The sequence below is a fragment of the Rhodococcus sp. 05-339-2 genome (assembly GCF_002258965.1).
In the GTDB taxonomy this organism is placed as follows: Bacteria; Actinomycetota; Actinomycetes; order Mycobacteriales; family Mycobacteriaceae; genus Rhodococcoides.
In genome coordinates this window covers 128551-149702 of the sequence record NZ_NOYW01000020.1, presented here as the reverse complement: position 1 = coordinate 149702, position 21152 = coordinate 128551, and the positions used below count along the sequence as shown (strand labels likewise).

The 21152-nt window shown below is 66.1% G+C and carries 1 protein-coding gene; it reads right to left on the bottom strand.

Annotated elements, in window-relative coordinates; genetic code table 11:
• Positions 1 to 11: 11 nt before the first annotated feature.
• The gene (locus CH273_RS23405; protein WP_230596989.1) at positions 12 to 20897 is read right to left on the bottom strand and encodes a non-ribosomal peptide synthase/polyketide synthase; all 20886 of its coding nucleotides are present in this window, start codon (positions 20895 to 20897) and stop codon (positions 12 to 14) included.
• Positions 20898 to 21152 lie beyond the last annotated feature (255 nt).

Sequence of the window (21152 nt, the reverse complement as noted above, 5' to 3'; positions counted from 1 at the left end):
CTCGGCATTCGTCACGACGACGCGATCACCGACTCCGCCCGTTCGATCAACGATGCCAGAGCGGCGGTCAGCCCCTCCGCACCGAGGGCGGGCAAGATACCCGGAATCAGTGCCGACAGCGTGACCGTCACCAGAGCCTGCGGCTTCATCGCAGAGCCCATCGTTGCCGACATCTGCGCCAGTTTGGCGTGCAGAGCAGCGAAATCGACCGTTGTCGATTCGTGTTCGATGGCCACCGCATCGGGTGCGACGGTCGCTGCCCGGGCAACCAGTTCGGGCAGATCGTCCACCGTCTTGGGTTTGGTTCGCGGTGCGAACTCCGCCTTCTCCTCGTCGGAGAGGATGTCGATCGACCGCAGCACCACGTCCGGATCAGACACGACGGCGTTCAGAATCCGCAGCAACCGATCGGCGAAGGTCGCGATCGACGACTCGTCGAGGATCGCCGTTGCGTAGGTGAACGTCGCCTCGATGTCGCGCAGTGCCCCGGTGTCGTCGAATCGTTCGACGGCGGTCAGCTGCAGATCGAACTTGGCCTGGTCCTCGCCCGCGGGCAGGGCCTGCACCTGCAGACCCGGCAGCTCGAACGTTCCGGTCACGTGGTTCTGGAACGTCAACATCGCCTGGAACAGCGGAGTGTAGGCACTCGATCGCGCCCGGCCCAGTGCGTCGACGAGTCGCTCGAAGGGGACGTCAGCGTGACCGAACGCCGCCAGATCCTTGTCCTTGGCCTGCTGCAACAGCTCGACGAACGTACCGCTCTGGTTCAGTCGAGTGCGCAACACGAGCGTGTTGACGAACATGCCGACGAGCTCGTCGAGTTGCTGTTCGCCGCGACCTGCAGTGGGTGTGCCGATGCTGATGTCGGAGGAGTTGCTCAGCCTCGAGAGCAGCACGGCGAAGGCGCTGTGCACCACCATGAACGTCGTCGCGGAGTGTTCGCGAGCGATCTTCTCGATCGCCGATGCGATGTCGGTGCCGAACGAGAAATCGTACGAGGCACCCTGCATCGTCGGGCGAGGCGGCCGCGGTCGATCCAGCGGGAGCGCCAACTGTTCCGGTGCTCCCGCCAACTCGGTCGTCCAGTACGCGAGCTGCTTCGCGAGCGGACTGTCGGGATCGCTCTCGCTGCCGAGCACCTCACGCTGCCACAGCGCGAAGTCGGCGTACTGGACCGGTAGCGGCGTCCATGCCGGCATCTCCCCCGCAACCCGAGCGGTGTAGGCCACCATGACATCCCGGATCAGCGGACCCATCGAGAAGCCGTCGGCGGCGATGTGGTGAGCCACCACGGCCAGTACGTGTTCGTTCTCGCCGACCTGCAGCAGAGCAGCCCGCACCGGAACCGACTTCGTGACGTCGAACCCGGCACCGAGGGTTTCGGTCAGGCGGGAGATCACCGCATCCGGTTCCACCTGCTCGGGCGTCAGCTCGATTCCTACCTCGGCGACGGAACCGATCTGCTGGACCGGCCCGTCCACCGAGTCGGGGTACGCCGTGCGCAGAATCTCGTGGCGTCCGAGAACGTCGTCGAATGCCCCGCGCAGGGAGTCGATGTCGAGCTCGCCGGTCAACCGGACCGCGACCGGGATGTTGTAGGCCGAGGAACCGGGGTCGATCCGGTTGATCGTCCACATTCTTTCCTGAGCGATCGAGAGCGGAAGCAGATCGGGTCGCTCTCGGACGGTCAGTTCTCGGCGCGCACCGCCACCGACGAGCGGGGCGATGTGGGCGGCCAGGCCCGCGACGGTGGACGCCGCGAACACTGCTCGCACCGGAATCTGAGCGTCGAGCGCCTGACCCAACCTCGAGACCAATTGTGTTGCGACCAATGAGTTTCCACCGAGCGCGAAGAAGTCGTCGTCGAGTCCGGCGCGGTCGAGGCCGAGCAGTTCCGCCACGGTGGACGCGACGATCTCCTCGATCGGAGTGACCGGGGCCCGGAACTCGGCAACCTCGAACTGCGGTGCCGGAAGGGCCCGTCGATCCAGTTTGCCGTTTGCGTTGAGCGGCAGGGCATCGAGGACGACGAACGCTGCCGGAACCATGTACGACGGCACGGCGCGAGCGAGTTCGGCTTCGACACTCGCCACGTCGAGTACCGCCCCGGACTGCCCGACGACGTAGGCGACCAGCTGGTCCCCCATCGATTCGCCGTTGTGCACCACGACGGCGGTGTCGGCCACCGTTGCCTGAGCGCGCAGGGCTGCCTCGATCTCACCGAGTTCGATGCGGAATCCGCGGATCTTGACCTGGAAGTCGGCGCGCTCGATGTAGTCGAGGCGGGCCGCTGCCGGTTCGCCGTCGACGAGCGGAATCCGCCAGCGCACGAGATCGCCCGTGCGATACATCCGCGTTCCGTTCGTGTCGAACGGATTGGCCACGAACCGTTCCGCGGTGAGGTCTGCTCGCCCAAAGTATCCCCGCGCGAGTTGCGTGCCCGCGAGGTAGAGCTCCCCGGTGACCCCGGCCGGAACCGGATGCAGGCGAGAGTCCAGCACGAACACGGCGGAGTTGGCCTCGGGCACGCCGATCGGCACGGCGACGGTGTCGGCGTCGGTGACCGGGTGCGAGGTCACCGACACCGCTGCCTCGGTCGGGCCGTAGAGATTGTGCAGCTCGGCAGAACCGTTGTGCCGCCGGAAATCCTGCGCAACCGCCGCGGGTAGTGCTTCGCCGATGGCCAGGACGCGTCGCAGATCGGGTGACAGTTCGCCCGCGGCAACGGTGCCGAGCATCGACAACATCGACGGGACCAGATGCAACGTCGTCACCGAGTGTCGACGGACCAGCGTGAGCAGGTAATCGGGATCGCGATGCCCCTCCGGATTCGCGACGACGAGTCGTCCACCCGAGGTCAGCTGCGACCAGAACTCCCACACCGACAGGTCGAACGTCGCTGCGGTCTTGAGCAGCGCCGCATCGGTCTCGTCGAGGCCGTACTCCGCACGCAACCAGTTCAACTGGTTGACGACGGCACCGTGCGAGACCGCAACGCCCTTGGGGCGTCCGGTGGAGCCGGACGTGAAGATGACGTAAGCGGTGTTGTCGGCGGAAAGCACACCCGAGCGCTCCGAGGCATCCACCGGCGCGGGCGAGAAGCTCGCGAGATCGAGCTGTGTCAGATCGACGACCGTGGCTGCAGAGGAGATCTCCGGACCGACGGCACCGGATGTCAGCACGCACAGCGGACCTGCGGTCTCCAACACGAGCGCGTTGCGCTCGGCCGGCTGATCCGGATCGATCGGGACGTAGGCACCACCGGCCACGGAGATGGCGTACATGCCCACGAGCAGATCCACCGATCGCCGAATGGCAAGCCCCACCGGCACTTCGGGTCCGACGCCCAGGCCGATCAGGTGGCGGGCCAGACGCGAGACCCGTTCGGAGAACTCACCGTACGTCAGCGTCCCGTCGTCGTGCACGAGTGCAACGGCGTCACCGTTGCGCGCTGCCGAGTCCACGAACAGATCGGCGAGCGTGGTGCCGTCTGCGGAATCGAAGTCGCGGTCGGTGTCGTTCCACTCGTCGACGATGGCGGGCAGCTCACCGTCGAGGAACAGATCGAGATCGCCGACCGGCGTCGACGGGGACGCCGCGACGGCGTCGAGAACGGCCTCGAACCGGGCGACGAGCGAGCGAGCGGTGCGCTCGTCGAACAGATCGGTCGCATACGTCAACAAGGCATCGAAGCCGCCCGACACCTCGTCCTCGCGCGGGGCGTCCGAGACGATCAGGTGCAGGTCGAACTGCGACGTCCCGGTCTCGGTGTCCAGTGCCGAGATGTCCAGTCCGTCGAGCTCGAATTCTCGGCGAGCGAAGTTCTGGAACGAGAAGCCGACCTGGAACAGCGGGTGACGCGCCGTCGACCGGGTGGGGTTGACCACCTCGACGAGCCGCTCGAACGGTATGTCGGAGTTGGCGAACGCCTGCAGGTCGGTCTCTCGAGCCACGTCGAGAAGGTCCTCGAAACTCGCTCCCCCCGCGACGTCGAGCCGCAGCACCAACGTGTTGACGAACATGCCGACGAGGTTTTCGATGGCCGCTTCACCGCGACCCGCGATGGGGGTTCCGACGACGATGTCCGGCGATCCCGATATACGCGAGAGCAGGACGGCGAACGCCGCGTGCACCGCCATGAACACCGTCGCGTTGTGCGCACGTGCCAGTTCGGTCAGTCGAGCGTGCGCGGCTGCGTCGATCCGGAAATCGATACGGCCGCCCCGGAAGGTCTGCTCGGCGGGACGCGGACGATCCAGCGGAAGTTCGATCTGCTCGGGCAGCTCGGCCAGCGCAGCTTCCCAGTACCGAATCTGCTGCGCAGCAATCGATTCCGAGTCCTCCTCGGATCCGAGGACCTGGCGCTGCCACAGTGCGTAATCGGCGTACTGCACCGGCAGCGGCGCCCACGCGGGATCGGAGCCGCGGGTGCGAGCGGCATATGCGGTCATGACGTCGGTGGACAACGGCATCACCGACAGACCGTCGGCGCTGATGTGGTGGATGACCATTCCGAGTACGAACTCGGTGTCCGAGACGCGGAAGAGCGCGGTCTTCAGCGGAACTCGGGTCGTGACGTCGAAGGTCGCCGACAGAAGTTCCAGAACCCGAGCGGTCACCGACGCCGCGTCGGTGTCGATCACCTCGAGTGTGGTCGGCACCTCCGACATCGGCACGATCACTTGGTGTGGGCCTTCAGGTGAATCCGGGTACACCGATCGCAGAGTTTCGTGACGCTCGATCACGTCGGAGACGGCACGCTGCAACGCGTCGACGTCGAGGCGTCCGCTGAGCCGAAGCGCGAACGGGATGTTGTACGCCGTGGACTCGGAGTCGAAGCGGTTGAGGAACCACATCCGCTGCTGTGCGAGCGAGAGCGGCACTCGGCTCGGTCGCGTCGATGCCACCAGCGCCGGACGCGCAGCTGCGCCCGAACCCTGCTCGACCCGCGCTGCCAGAGCAGCGACCGTCGGGGCCTCGAACAGCGCGCGGACGGGAACGGTCGTCTGCGCTGCAGCACCCAGCCTGGACACCACCTGCGTCGCGACCAGCGAGTTGCCGCCGAGCTCGAAGAAGTCGTCGTCGAGACCGACCCGTTCGATGCCGAGAACGTCGGCGAAGACATCGGCGACCATGCCCTCCACCGGAGTGGTCGGTGGCCGGAACTCACGTGTGCGCGCCGCCGGCTCGGGCAGGGCTCGTCGGTCCAGTTTTCCGTTGGCGGTCAAGGGAATCGCGTCGAGAACCACGAACGCCGAGGGCACCATGTACTCGGGAAGATTCTCCCCGACCGCTGCCCTGACGACGTCGATGTCGATCGTCGACTCGGCCGCGGGCACGACGTACGCAACCAGGCGTGCGGCACCGGGAGTGTCCTCGCGCACGATCACCGCTGCCTGCCCGACGGCGGGAGCGGATGCGACGGCGGATTCGACCTCGCCCAGCTCGATGCGGAAACCACGGATCTTGACCTGGTCGTCGGCGCGACCGACGAACTCGAGTTCGCCGTCGGTGGACCACCGTGCCACGTCGCCGGTGCGGTAGAGCACCGATCCGTCGCCTGCGAAAGGATCGGCGACGAACCTCGTCGCGCTCAACCCGGCGCGACCGAGATACCCGCGCGCGACCTGACCACCGGAGACGTACATCTCCCCCGGTACACCTGCGGGTACCAGCGACAGCCGTGAATCCAGTACGTACACCGACAGTCCGGAGATGGCGCGTCCCACAAGGGATCCCGATGCCTGTGCCGCGGACCGCGCGTCCACGACACGGTGCGAGACGTGCACCGTGGTTTCGGTGATGCCGTACATGTTGACCAGTTGCGGGGAATCGTCGCCGTGACGCTCGAACCAACCGGTGAGTCGTCGCAGTTCCAACGCCTCACCACCGAACACGATGTACCGCAACGAATAGTCGTCTGCCGAGCCTGCGGTGCGATCGACCTGATCGAGCTGGTAGAAGGCGGACGGAGTCTGGTTGAGAACGGTGACACGCTCACGAACGAGCAACTCCCGCAGTGCTTCCGGCGACCGGGAGGTGAAGTAGTCGACCACGACGACGCTACCGCCGGTGGTCAGCGGGCCCCACAGTTCCCACACCGAGAAGTCGAACGCGAACGAGTGGAACAGCGTCCACACGTCGCGTCGACCGAAATCGAAGTGCCGAGCCGTGTTCGCCAACAACCGCACGACGTTGCGATGCGGGATCAGAACGCCCTTCGGCTTGCCCGTCGAGCCCGAGGTGTAGATGACGTACGCCGTCGATGCCGCGGACGCCGGAACCGGATCGGCCCACGCCCCGTCGCCCTCGGCCGGGGCCGTGTCGATATCGATCCTGGGAAGCGTTGCGGGAAGCGCGACGTCCACACCGGTCCATGTCAGTACGGCAACCGGACGAGAATCGGTGAGCACGAATTCGATCCGGTCGGCCGGGTAGGACGGATCGATCGGGACGTAGGCACCACCGGCTTTGAGCACCGCGAGCAGTGCCACGACGAGATCGGCGGTGCGCGGCAGCACGACGGCCACCAACGACTCCGGCCCTACTCCCTGAGCGGCGAGGACTCTCGCCAACGCAGTCGAGGACTCGTCGATCTCTCGGTAACTTCTGTGAGCACCCTCGAACACCACTGCCGGAGCGTCGGGGTCCTCGGCCACCCGAGCGGCGAACAGATCGACGATCGTGTCGAGCGAATCGGCGACGGCAGGCGCGTCCTGGGCGAGCGCGAGCACCCGGCCGCGTTCGGCTTCGTCCATCACCGGGAGGTCGCCGATTCGCTGACCCGGATCGCCGGCAACGGACTCGAGGACGCGGATCAGGCGTTCACCGAGTGCACGTGCCGTGCTGTCGTCGTACAGGTCGCGGGCGAAGGTGACGTCGATGGTCATGCCGCCGTCGACGTGGTTCTCGGTGAAGGTGAACTGAACGTCGAACTTGGCCGTCTCGACGTCGAGGTCGACTGCGCGCACGCTCAGGCCGGGGAGTTCGAGCTCGGTCTGCTCCATGTTCTGCACGGTGAGCATCACCTGGACGAGCGGGTGACGAGCAGCCGACCGCGGTGGGTCGAGTACCTCGACGAGCCGCTCGAACGGCACCTCGGCGTGGGCGAACGCCGACAGGTCCGTCTCGCGTGCCCGAGCCAGAAGCTCGGTGAACGCGTCGCCGTGATCGATGTCGGTCCGCAGCACCAGTGTGTTGACGAACATTCCGATGACGTCGTCGAGGGCTGCCTCACCGCGTCCTGCGACCGGGGTTCCGATCGCGATGTCGGTCTCACCGGACAGTCGGGCCAGCAGCACGGCGAGCGAGGAGTGCAACACCATGAACAGCGAGCTCTGGTTGGCGCGGGCCACGTCGCCGAGGCGGCCGTGCGTCTCGGCGTCGAGGGCGAGCGTGATGTTGCCGCCGCGGTACGACGACCGGTCCGGGCGGACACGATCGCCGGGGAAGGTGACCTCGTCCGGCAGCGCGGACAGCGCACGAGTCCAGTGCCGAATCTGGTTCGAGACCGGTGACGTCGGATCGTCCTCGGAACCGAGGACGGCCTGCTGCCAGAGGGTGTAGTCGACGTAGCGGACGGCGAGTGGAGTCCAACCGGGCTCGGTGCCCGCGCTACGGGCTGCGTACGCAACCATCAGATCCCGAGTCATGGGACCGATCGAGAAGCCGTCCGCAGCGATGTGGTGGGTGACGAACGCGAGAACGTGGCGGTCCGAGTCGAGCTCGAACAACGCCGCACGCAACGGCGGCGCAGCGGTGACGTCGAACCCGCCCATGGCCAGCGCCGCCAGGGCCGACGGCAGTTCGGCGGTGGTGGTCGCAGTCGGCAACAGATCCGGCGTCACCTGTTCCGCAGGAACGATCACCTGAGAGGCGACGCCGTCGACCTCCGGGTAGACCGTTCGCAGGGACTCGTGTCGCTCGACCACGTCGGCCACTGCCGCGCGCAGAGCGGCAATGTCGAGATCGCCGCCGAGCTCGATGGCGACAGGGAGGTTCTCCGTCGCGGATTCGGGGTCGAACCGATTGAGGAACCACATCCGGCGCTGCGCGAGCGAGAGCGGTACCAGGTCCGGTAGATCGGTGCGCACCAGAGGAATCCGACGGCCCGAACCCGAGAGCTCGTCGAGCTTGGCCGCCAGTGCGGACACGGTCGAGGCCTCGAAGATCGTCCGGACGGTCACGGTGGTGTCGAGTGCCGCGCCGATTCTCGACGCGACTCTCGTGGCGACGAGGGAGTTGCCGCCGAGAGCGAAGAACTCGTCGTCGGCACCGACGACATCGATACCGAGAACATCGCGGAACACCTCTGCCACAACGATTTCCGATGTGGTGGACGGCGCGCGGAATGGGCGCTGCTCGATGTTCGGCTCCGGCAGAGCGCGACGATCGAGCTTGCCGTTGGGCGTGAGCGGCAGTGCGTCGAGCACGACGGTCGCGGCCGGAACCATGTAGCTCGCGAGCGAGCGCGACGCGAAGTCGGCCAGCTCGGCGACGTCGACGGTCCCGCCGACCGCGGGTACCACGTAGGCGACCAGCTGGTCGCCCGCGGCAGCGGTCTGCCGAACCAGAACGACGGCGGATTCCACGGACGGGTGTCTGCGCAACACGGTCTCGATCTCGCCGAGTTCGATGCGCAGTCCACGCAGCTTGACCTGGAAGTCGGTGCGGCCCAGGTACTCCAGCCGTCCCGAACCCGAGGACACTGCACGCCAGCGCACCAGGTCACCGGTGCGGTACATGCGAGTACCCGGTTCTCCGAACGGGTCGGGAAGGAACCGATCGGCCGTCAGGTCCGTCCGTCCGAGATAGCCGCGTGCGAGCTGAACCCCGGCGAGGTACAGCTCGCCCGCCACCCCGGGAGCGACCGGAGACAGTCGAGCGTCGAGAACATACGTTCTGGTGTTCCACACCGGCACACCGATCGGAACGAGGTCGACGTCCGCCTCAGTCACCGCGTGATAGGTGACGTCGACCGCAGCCTCGGTTGGACCGTAGAGGTTGTGCAGCGCCACGCCCGGCAGGACGCGTCGGAGCCGGTCGCCGACCTCGGCGGGCAGCGCCTCCCCGGACGCGAACAGAGTCCGCAGAGAGGTGGCCGCAGGCGACGGTGCCGCGGCCACGACGGAGACGAAGACCTCGAGCAGCGACGGTACGAAGTGTGCCGTGGTGACCGACTGCGCCTCGATCGTCTCGAGCAGGTACTGCGGGTCGCGATGGCCCTCGGGCTTCGCGATGACCAGTGTGGCACCGATCTGCAACGGCCAGAACAGTTCCCACACCGACACGTCGAACGTGACAGGGGTCTTCTGCAGCACGACGTCGTCGGCGGCGAGCTCGTACTCCGACTGCATCCACAGCAGGCGGTTGACGATCGCCTCGTGCGTGACGGCCACACCCTTGGGCTGGCCGGTCGAACCCGATGTGAAGATGACGTAGGCGGTGTTCGACGGTGCCAGCGCACTGATTCGGTCCGCGTCGGTGATCGGCGTATCGGAGAAGCCGGACAGATCGAGGGTGTCGATATCGATGACCTCGACGCCGTCGGCCGCCACCTCGTCGCGCGACGTGGTCAGCACGCAGACCGGTGCCGCGGTTCCGAGAATGTGCGCGATCCGCTCGGCCGGCTGGTCCGGATCGATCGGAACGTACGCACCACCGGCGGCGATGATCGCATGAATTCCGACGAGCAGTTCCACCGAGCGACGGGCGGCGATGCCCACCGCGCTCTCGGGTCCGACACCGTGGGCGATCAGGTACCGAGCCAGGCGGGCGACCCGCTCCTGGAATTCGCCGTGAGTGAGAGAGTCGTCTCCGAAAACCAGTGCAGGAGAGGCCGAATCGACCTGCCCGGCGAGCGAGGCCAATGTCTGGGCCCGGTCGAGCTCGTGCTCGGTGTCGTTCCAGTCGACCAGCACCCGCCTGCGTTCGACGGGCTCGAGCAATTCGATGTCGCCGACCACGGTCGAGAGGTTGCCCGCGACGGCTTCGAGAACTGTGATCAGGCGATCGCCGAGCGCGACGACCGTGGCCTCGTCGAAGAGATCGGTGGCGTAGGTGACGTCGACGGTCATGCCCTGCGGAGCGCCGCTGGGTCCGATCGACTCGACGAACGTGAACTGCAGATCGAACAGCGCGACCAGGGTCTCGAAGTCGACACCCGAGACCGACAGTCCGGGCAGTTCGAGATCCTTCTGTCCCAGGTTCTGGAACGCGAGCACCACCTGCACGAGGGGATGACGAGCCGTGGATCGGGCGGGGTTCAGGATTTCGACGAGACGCTCGAACGGTACGTCCACGTGGGCCAGGGCCGACAGGTCGGTTTCGCGGGTGTCGGCGAGCACCTGGTCGAATCGACGCGAGGTGTCGATCTCGGTGCGCAACACCAGGGTGTTGACGAACATGCCGATCAAGTCGTCCAGGGCGGCCTCGCCACGACCGGCGACCGGGGTGCCGATCGCGATGTCGGCTTCGCCGGACAACCGCGACAGCAGTACGGCCAACGATGTGTGCACCACCATGAACAGCGATGCGTTCTCTGCTCTGGCGGCATCGATCAGTGCGCGGTGCAGATCCTCGTCGATGGAGAACCGCACGAGCGCACCACTGTTGGATGCCACCACGGGCCTCGGGCGATCGGACGGCACGTCGAGCTGGTCCGGCAGGCCGGCCAGAGCGGTTGTCCAGTAGTCGATCTGCTGCGACACGACCGACTGAGGATCGTCCTCGGAACCGAGTACTTCGCGCTGCCAGAGGCTGTAATCGGCATAGTCGACCGGCAGCGGAGACCAGAAGGGCTCCTGGTTCAGCGAGCGAGCCGCGTACGCGTTCATCACGTCTCGGGTGAGCGGGCCCAGCGAGAATCCGTCGGCCGCGATGTGGTGGACGACGAAAACCAACAGGTGCTCGGTTGGGCTGACCTCGAAGAGTCTGGTCCGGAAGGGCAGGTCCTTCGACAGGTCGAATCCGGTGGTCGCCAGATCTCGCAACGCGCCCGCGACATCGTGGGCGGCGATCTCGATGGGCGTCAGATCCGGTGTGGCAGATGCTGCGTCGACGATGACCTGATGAGCGGTTCCGTCGGTCTCCGGGAACACCGTGCGCAGGGACTGCTGCCGGGCCACCACGTCCGCGACCGCGATCTGCATGGCGCGACGGTCCAGCAGACCGGACAGTCGCACGGCGATCGGAATGTTGTTGGCCGCGGATTCGACGTCGAACTTGTTGAGGAACCACATACGCTGCTGCGCCAGAGACAACGGAATATGTTGCGGCCGTTGTTGAGGCACCAGCGATGGACGGCTTCCGGTGGCGACCAATGTGCCCAACCGCGCGGCCAGATCGGCCACCGTCGAGGTGTCGAAGAGCTCTCGCACCGCGATTCGGGTGTCCATGGCGACACCCAGTCGCGACACCAGTTGCGTTGCGATGAGGGAGTTTCCACCGAGATCGAAGAAGTCGTCGTCCAGACCGACACGCTCGAGTCCGAGGACCTGGGCGAAGACCTCGGCAACGGTGCGTTCGATGTCGTTGGTCGGTTCCCGGTACTCGGTCACCTCGAAAGCGGGATCGGGCAGCGCCTTACGGTCGAGCTTTCCACTCGCGCCGAGCGGAAACTCCTCGAGCACGATCAGCGTCGACGGCACCATGTACTCCGCGAGCCGAGACCGCAGCGCGCCGAGAACAGCACCGGTCTCCACCGAGGCACCGGCCGGTACGACGTACCCGACGAGTTGCTCGTGGCGGACCACGACGACCGCCTGGGAGATCGAGCGTTGTGCCAGCAATGCCGATTCGATCTCGCCGAGTTCGATGCGCAGGCCGCGCAGCTTCACCTGGAAGTCCGACCGTCCCACGTATTCGAGCTCGCCGTTGCGGTTCCACCGCACGACGTCGCCGGTGCGATAGAGGCGCCGCCCGCCGGTGGCGAACGGATGTGCCACGAAGCGGTCCGCGGTCAGGTCCGAGCGTCCCACATAGCCACGTGCCAGCTGAGTACCCGCGAGATAGAGCTCACCTGCGACACCGACGGGAGTGGGATTCAGTCGCGAATCGAGCACGTAGACAGAGGTGTTCCACACCGGTGCTCCGATGGGCATCACCTCCGAATCCTCGTCCGTGACAGCGTGATAGGTCACGTCGACGGCAGCCTCGGTGGGGCCGTACAGGTTGTGCAACTCCACTCCCGCGATTGCCCGCCGTAGCGCGCGGGCCGTGGTGGGAGCCAATGCCTCACCGGATGCGAACACCAACCGCAGCGAGGCACCCGACGCTCGACGTCGCTCCACCTCGGGTACGAACACCGACATCATCGACGGCACGAAGTGCACCACCGACACATGCTCGCGAGCAATGACATCGAGCAGATACAACGCATCCCGATGACCGTCCGGAACAGCGATGGCCACCGACGCCCCGTTCTGCAGCGCCCAGAAGAACTCCCACACAGACACATCGAACGTCGACGGAGTCTTCTGCAACACCACGTCCTCGGCGGTCAACCCGTACTCGTGCTGCATCCACAACAACCGATTCACGATCGCCTCGTGCGAGACACCCACGCCCTTGGGACGTCCCGTCGAACCCGATGTGAAGATCACGTACGCGAGATTCGACGCCCGCAACGGTGCCGTTCGCTCGGCATCGGTCAACGGTGCCGCAGACAGACCCGACACATCGACGGTGTCGATGTCGATCGTCTCGACCCCCGCGAACTCCACGTGATCACGCGTCGTCGACAACACCCGAACCGGAGCCGCCGTGGCAACGATGTACTCGTTCCGATCCGCCGGTTGCGACGGATCGATCGGCACGTATCCCGCACCGGCCTTCACGATCGCGTACATACCCACGAACAGGTCCAGACTCCGCCCGATCGCGAGCCCCACCAGCGAATCAGGCCCAACCCCGGCCGACACCAGAAGTCGTGCAAGACGGTTCGCACGCCCCGCGAACTCCGCATAGGTCAACCGCTCACCCTCGAACACCAATGCTCTGGCATCCGGAGTCTCGGCCACCTGACGATCGAACAGGTCGACCAGCGTCACCTGGTCCCGTACCTCGTGTTCGGTGCGGTTCCACGCTGTCACGACTCGGTCGCGCTCGCCGTCGTCGAGAAGGTCGATGTCTCCCACCGACAGCGAGGGATCTGCCACCACGGCACCGAGTATCCGCACGAAACGTTCGGAGAACCCTCTCACCGTCGCGGCGTCGAACAGGTCGGTCGCGTAGGTCAACTCGGCGGCCATGCCCTGCCCGCGACCGTCCACTCCGATGGACTCGGTGACGGTCAACTGCAGGTCGAACTTCGCCACCTCGGCATCGAGGGCGACGCTGTCCACCGACAGACCCGGTAGGTCCACGTGCGTGCGGGTGAGGTTCTCGAACGAGAGCATCACCTGGAACAGGGGGTGCCGCGCCTGCGATCGGGACGGATTGAGCACCTCGACCAAACGCTCGAACGGCAGATCGGCATGTCCGAACGCGCCGAGCGCCACTTCGCGGGCGCGCCCGATCTGCTCCGAGAACGTCCGACCCGACTCGATGTCGGTGCGCAACACGAGGGTGTTGACGAACATGCCGACCACGTCGTCGAGGGCTGCGTCGCCACGGCCTGCGACCGGAGTACCGATCGCGATGTCCTCGGTGCCGGACAGGCGTGCGAGCAGCACCGCCAGAGCCGCGTGGACGACCATGAACAGCGATGCGTTGTGCGTGTGGGCCAGCGAGGACAGTCCCCGATGGACCTCGGCCGGTACATCGAATCGGATCGACGATCCTTGGTAGGACTGACGATTCGGGCGCGGCCGATCGGTCGGGAGATCGAGCTGATCGGGCAGACCGGCAAGCATGTCGGCCCAGTAATCGACTTGACCGGAGATCAGTGATTGCGGATCGTCCTCGGAGCCGAGAACCGAACGCTGCCACAGGCTGTAGTCGGCGTACTGCACCTCCAGCGGCATCCACGCCGGGTTCTCCCACGCGGTACGCGAGGCGTACGCGATCATGAGGTCGCGCGCCAGCGGACCCATCGACCAGCCGTCGGCCGAGATGTGGTGCACCACCATGGCGATGACGTGTTCGCGAGGACCGATCTCGAACAGGCGTGCCTGAATGGGAACGTTGACCGTCACGTCGAACGTCGTCGATGCCAGCGAGAAGACCTGCCGCTGGATATCGGCCGCGGACGTAGGAACGGGCATCAGGTTCGGCACCGTCTGAGCGGCGTCGAGGATGGACTGCTGCGGGCCCGCTGCGGTGTCCGGGTAGACGGTGCGCAGCGACTCGTGCCGGTCGATCACGTCCATGATCGCCACCTGCAGCGCCGCGACATCGAGTTCGCCGGTCAGTCTCAGTGCGAACGGAATGTTGTACGCGGTGGAGTCGGCGTCGAATCGATTGAGGAACCACATCCGCTGCTGCGCGAGCGAGAGCGGGATTCGCTCGGGCCGCACGGTCGCGACGAGCGCGATGCGGCCACCTTCTCCTGCGGCCTGCTCCACCCGCACTGCAAGCAACGCCACGGTCGATGCCTCGAACAGCATGCGCACCGGCACGGTGGCATCGAGAGCAACTCCCAGACGCGAGACCACCTGCGTGGCGATCAGCGAATTACCGCCGAGCTCGAAGAAGTCGTCGTCCAGACCCACACGCTCGACTCCGAGGACGTCCGCGAAGACGTCGGCGACGATCTCCTCGATCGGTGTCGTCGGAGCACGGAACTCGCGCACCTCGAACACCGGAGCCGGCAGTGCCCGGCGATCGAGCTTGCCGTTGACGGTCAGCGGGATCGCGTCGAGCACCACGAAGGCCGACGGCACCATGTACTCCGGAAGCATCTCTGCGATACCGGTTCTGATGTCCTCGATGTCGACGATCGGCCGACCGTCGACCGCAGCGGACACCACGTAGGCGACGAGCCGAGCTGCACCGGGAGAGTCCTCACGAACGATCACGGCGGCCTGGGTGACGGTCGGCTGCGCGGTCACCGCTGCCTCCACCTCGCCCAGCTCGATGCGGAATCCCCGGACCTTGACCTGATCGTCCGAACGACCGAGGTACTCGAGCTCTCCTGCAGCGTTCCACTGTGCGAGGTCACCGGTCCGGTACAGCAGCGACCCCTCGTCGGCTCCCGTCGCGAACGGGTTCGCCACGAAGCGAACCGATGTCAGTTCTCGGCGACCGAGATAACCACGGGCCAATTGTCCACCGGCAACGTACATTTCGCCGGGAACCCCGACCGGAACCGGATGCAGGCGGGTGTCCAGCACGAACACCCGCAGTCCGGCGATCGGCTTGCCGACCACCGACGCACTGCTCTCGACGGACGCGGCGTCGAGCGCTCGGTAGGACACGTGCACGGTCGTCTCGGTGATGCCGTACATGTTGACGAGCTGGGGCGCACGGTGACCGTGCCGCTCGAACCACCCGGTCAGCCGTCGTTGTTCGAGGGCTTCACCACCGAAGATCACATAGCGCAGCGACAGTTCGCCGTGCTCGGTTGCCGTGGTGCGATCGGCCTCGGAGAGTTGATAGAACGCCGAGGGTGTCTGGTTGAGCACCGTGACCTGCTCGTCGACGAGCAGCCGGTGGAATGCCTCCGGCGATCGCGAGGTGAAGTAGTCGACGACGACCAACGTGCCGCCGTAGAGCAACGGGCCCCACAGCTCCCACACCGAGAAGTCGAAGGCGTACGAGTGGAACATCGTCCACACGTCGTCGGCGCCGAAGCCGTAGACCGACTCGGTGTTGTCGAGCAGCCGAACGACGTTGCGATGCGGAATCATCACGCCCTTGGGCTTGCCCGTCGAACCCGAGGTGTAGATGACGTAGGCGACGTTCTCGGGCCGCAGCGGACTCGTCCGGTCACCGTCGGTGACGGGGTCGCCGGACACCGACGACAGATCGACGGTGTCGATGTCGAGCAGTGCTGCGCCGGTGCGAATTTCGACGTCGGACGGAAGTTCCACTCGGTCCGAGCCGGACAGCAGAACGGTTGTCGGCCGCGCGTCGTCGAGCATGTATTCGACTCGGTCGAGTGGGTAGCTGGGGTCGACGGGCAGGTATCCACCGCCGGCTTTGATCACCGCGACGAGCGCGACGACGAGTTCCGCCGAGCGCGGGAGGGCGACGGCGACCAGGCTTTCCGGGCCGACACCGTGGGAGATCAGAACGCGGGCAAGGCGATTGGTGTGCGCGTCGAACTCGGCGTAGGTCATCGACGAGCCGTCGAAGCGAACTGCGACGGCGTCGGGGTGCGCCGCGGCAGCAGCGTCGAGCAGATCCACCAGGGTGAGTTCGCGAGAGACGTCGTCTCCGGAGGCGTTCCACTGCGAGAGCACGGACCGGTGCTCCGCGGCATCGACGATCGTGACGTCGCCGACCGGCACGGTGGCGTCCGTGGTGACCGCATCCAGAATGGCCAGGAAGCGACGCGCGAAACTCTCGACGAGATCTGCGTCGAACAGATCCGTTGCGTACTCGAAGACCGCGTCGATACCTGCGGGTGCGCCGTCGTCGAGATGCTCGGTCAGCCACAGCTGTACGTCGAATTTGGCGATGGGTACATCGAATTCGGCGGCCTCGGCGCGCAGGCCACCGACGGTGAGTTCGCGAGACATTGCCGATTCCAGCGAGATCGCGACCTGGAACAGCGGGTGCCGGGACGTCGAACGCACCGGGTTCAGCACCTCGACGAGGCGTTCGAACGGCACGTCTGCGTGCGCGAAGGCGGACAGGTCCGTGTCACGAACGCGCGAGAGGAGTTCCTCGAACGTCAGCGCCGGATCGACTTCGGTGCGCAGTACGAGGGTGTTGACGAACATGCCGACCAGGTCGTCGAGCGCGGGTTCTCCTCGACCGGCCACGGGAGCACCGATGGCGATGTCGGTGGTGCCGCTGAGCCGGGCGAGCAGCAGCGCGTACGCGGACTGCATGACCATGAACAGCGAGGCGTTGTTGGCACGGGCCAGGCTCGCCAGCGAGGCGTGCAGACGAGCCGGAACGTCCACCCGGAGCTTGCTGCCCGCGTTCGAGGACACTGCGGGGCGCGGCCTGCTCGACGGCAAAGTCAGCTGATCGGGTAGATCCTCGAGAGTCGCTCTCCAGTAAGCGATTTCGCGCGACGCCAGCGACAGCGGATCGGTCTCGGGACCGAGTACCGCTCGTTGCCACAATGCGTAGTCGGCGTACTGGACCTCGAGAGGCGTCCACTCGGGGGCGCGTCCCTTGATCCGGCTCGAGTACGCCACCAGCACATCCCGCGCCAGCGGACCGAACGACGCCCCGTCGGCGGCGATGTGGTGCAACACCATCGCGAGTTCATGCTCGGTCGGTGAGATCTCGAACAGTGCGATGCGGAACGGTGTATCGACCGTGACGTCGAATCCCTTGCCGACCAGTTCGTGCAGGCGCCCGCCCAGTTCGTCGCGTTCGACACGGACCGGCAGAATCGTCGCCGGGGTCCGCGCCGCCGTGAGTACGACCTGTTCGGGAGAGCCGTCCACCTCGGGGTAGACGGTGCGCAGCGTCTCGTGCCGGTCGACGACATCGGCGAACGCGGCCGACAGTGCTACCACGTCGAGCGGCCCGGTCAGACGCACGGAGAACGGCAGGTTGTACACCGCTGTGGTGGGGTCGAAGCGGTTGAGGAACCACATGCGCTGTTGCGCAGGTGAGAGCGGGATACGCTCGGGCCGTTCCCGCGACTCCAGCACCGGGGTGTCCGCCCCGAGCCGAGCCGCCGATTCGGCCCTGGCTGCGAGTGCCCCGACGGTGGGAGCCTCGAACAGCTCACGAACGCCGAGGCGAACTCCGAGAGCGCTGCCCACTCGGGTCACCAACTGCGTGGCGATCAGAGAGTTGCCGCCGAGCTCGAAGAAGTCCTCGTCCAGACCGACCTTGGAGGCCCCGAGCAGATCCTCGTAGATACCGGCGACGACGTACTCCGCCCGACTCTGCGGGGCCCGGTACTTCTTCGCACTGCTGAACATCGGTTCCGGCAACGCTTTTCGGTCGAGCTTGCCGCTCGTGTTCAGCGGCAGGGCATCGAGTACGACGACCGCTGCAGGCACCATGTACGACGGTAGGGAGTGACCGGCGAACTCGATCGCCGCGGCGGATTCGATGGATCGTCCCGGGGTCGCGACGACGTACGCCACCAACTGATCACCGGTGACCGTCTGGACCACCAACACCACTGCCTGCGAGATGGATTCGTGGGCGAGCAGAACCGTTTCGATCTCACCGAGCTCGATGCGTTGTCCACGGAACTTGACCTGGAAATCCGTCCGGCCGATGTAGTCCAGCACGCCGTCGCTGCGCCAGCGCACGAGGTCGCCGGTGCGGTACATCCGTTCGCCGCCGGTGCCGAAAGGGTTGGCGACGAAGCGATCCGAGCTCAGATCGGGCCTGCCCACGTAGCCGCGAGCCAACTGGACCCCGGCGAGGTACAGCTCTCCCGATTCGCCGATCGGGGTGGGTCGCAGGCGACCGTCGAGAACGAAGGCTTTCGTGTTCCACTCGGGCACACCGATCGGAACGGTGCGGGTGTCCTGCGGGCCGCTGGGGTGATAGGTGACCGAGACGGCGGCTTCGGTGGGGCCGTAGAGATTGTGCAGGCCGGCTCGACACATCGAGCGGAACGCCGCCGCGGTCTCGACCGGCAGTGCCTCGCCGATGACGAACACGTGGCGCAGCGAACTGCAGGTGCCCGTGGGCGCGTTGGCCACGAACACCGTCAGCATCGACGGCACGAAATCGGTGACGGTGACTCGATGTTCGGCGATCTTGTCGGCCACGTAGACCGAGTCTCGATGCCCGTCGGGAGTGGCGAGCACCATCGTCGCGCCGACCCGCAGCGGCAGGAAGAAACCCCAGAGCGAGACGTCGAAGGTGGTGGCGGTCTTCTGCAGGTAGACGTCGGAGGCGTCCATCGGATACTCCGAGAGCATCCATTCCATCTGGTTGTGGATCGCCGCGTGTTCGACCGCGACACCCTTCGGACGTCCGGTCGAACCGGAGGTGTAGATCACGTATGCGGTGTTCGAAAGTCGCAGTGGCGCAGTACGTTCGGCATCCCGAACCGGCTCCGCGGACCTGGACGTGCAGTCGACGAGGTCGACCGCAACCGTCTCGGTTCCCTCGGGCAGCGCGACGTCGTCGCGAGAGGAGATCAGCACGCAGCGCGGCTGCGCGGAGTCCAGAATGTACGCGGTGCGATCGGCAGGGTGGTCGGGGTCGATGGGCACCCAGGCACCGCCGGCCGCCACGATCGCGTACATGCCGACAACGAGGTCGAACGAACGGCGGATCGAGAGTCCGACGAGAGTCTCGGGGCCTACCCCCATGTCGATCAGGTGGCGAGCCAGACCGTTCACCCGCGCCGAGAGTGCGCCGTAGGTGAGCGCTTCCCCCTCGTACACCAGGGCCGTCGCGTCGGGGTGCGCGGCCGCGGCGGCCTCGAAGGCGGACAGCAACGTGCGTGGTTCGGTCGGGTGCTCGGTGGCATTCCACTCCGCCACGACGAGTTCGCGTTCGACACCTTCGGTCAGGGCCAGATCCCACACCGCGTCCTTCGGCCCCGATGCCACGAACCGGGCGAAGAAATCGACGAACCTCTCGTGGTTCCGACCGGACTGCTCGGGTCCGTACAGATTGGGATTGGACTCGAAGTCGATGTGGGTGGTCGACCCGGCAACACTGGTGTAGAGGTTGAGCCCGAAATCCTCGATGAGGCCGGTCGAGAGAATGTTGATGCCGCCGACCATCGAACCGAGGCGCACCTCGCCGAAGAACAGCATGATGTTGACCCACGGGCCGAAGAACGAGGCCTGGCCGCTGACCGCTCCGGCATCACGCCGAATGTCCTCGTGCCGGTAGCGCTGGTGACGCAGCGCCCCTGAGACCTCGGCGTTGACGCGCGCGAGCAGCGTCTCGACGGTGGTGTCACCCGAGACGTCGAGACGTAGGGGAACGACGTTGGAGACCATGCCGCCGGAGCGGCGCAACACTGCAGTGGTGCGCGCGGTGACCGGGAGCGAGAGCACGACGTCCTCACGTCCGGTCATCTGCGCGAGGTAGGCGGCGAAGCCGGCGATGACGATGGTCGCCATCGTCGTGTCGGTCTCGACACGCAGGGCTTCGAGTCTTTCCATCGTCTCGGCGGACAGAGCTGTGCTGTCGATCTGGCTCGTCGCCGCGGGGGCAGCGGTGTGACCGGCCAGAGTGGTGACTCCGTCGATGCCGTCGATCCGCGAAGCCCAGTACTCACGGTCGGCCTCGAAGCGGCTCGAGTCACGGTAGGCCACGTCGATGTCGTAGACCTTGGTCAGGTCCGATGCGAGATTCTTGCTCGGTTCGGTGCCCTCGACCGCCGCGGTGTAGAGCTCGGCCGCGCGGTTCATGAACGTGACGGCACCGAATCCGTCGAGCACAACGTGATGCACGCGCTCGTACCAGAACCAGACGTCGTCCTCGAGGCGCAGGACGGTCGCGGCGATCAGTCGGTCGCGGAGAATGTCGATGGGCGCGCTGTAGTCGCCGTGCATCCAGGCCAGGGCCGCTGCCCGCGGATCGGCCTCGCCGCGCAGGTCGAGGTAGTTCAGAGAGTCGTCGAGGGTGGGATCGACGACCTGCCGGGGCTCGGCGTCGATCTCGACGATGCGCACGAATCCGGACTGCAGCTCGAGCGCTGCCTGCGAGGACGCTCGACGAAGCAGATCCACATCGAGGTCGCCGTGCAGCTCGATGTACTGGGCGATGTTCGCGGGTACCGAGGGGTCCACATGCTGCGCGAACCACATTCCCAATTGGGCCGGTGACAGTGGGAACGACGAATGCTCAGGACCGCCGACTCCGTCGTCGCGTCCAGCACCTTCCACACCTAGCGGGTCCAATCGAATCCTCTCTTTCCCACAATCACATGCGCCCCCACCGGCTGCCGAACCGGCAGCGATCGGTGGGCACCGAACACATCGAGCAAATTGCCTACGTCGTTCTTTATTTTCTCACCGGAAACAAGTCGAAGTTACCTTTCAGTACATATCCGTGTGTATGCACCGGGTCGTTACAAGTCGGTACCCGATTCGGAGTCGCCCGACACACTCCGACTCCATTCGGCACCCGGTCAATCTACAGGCCCGACAGCGCGG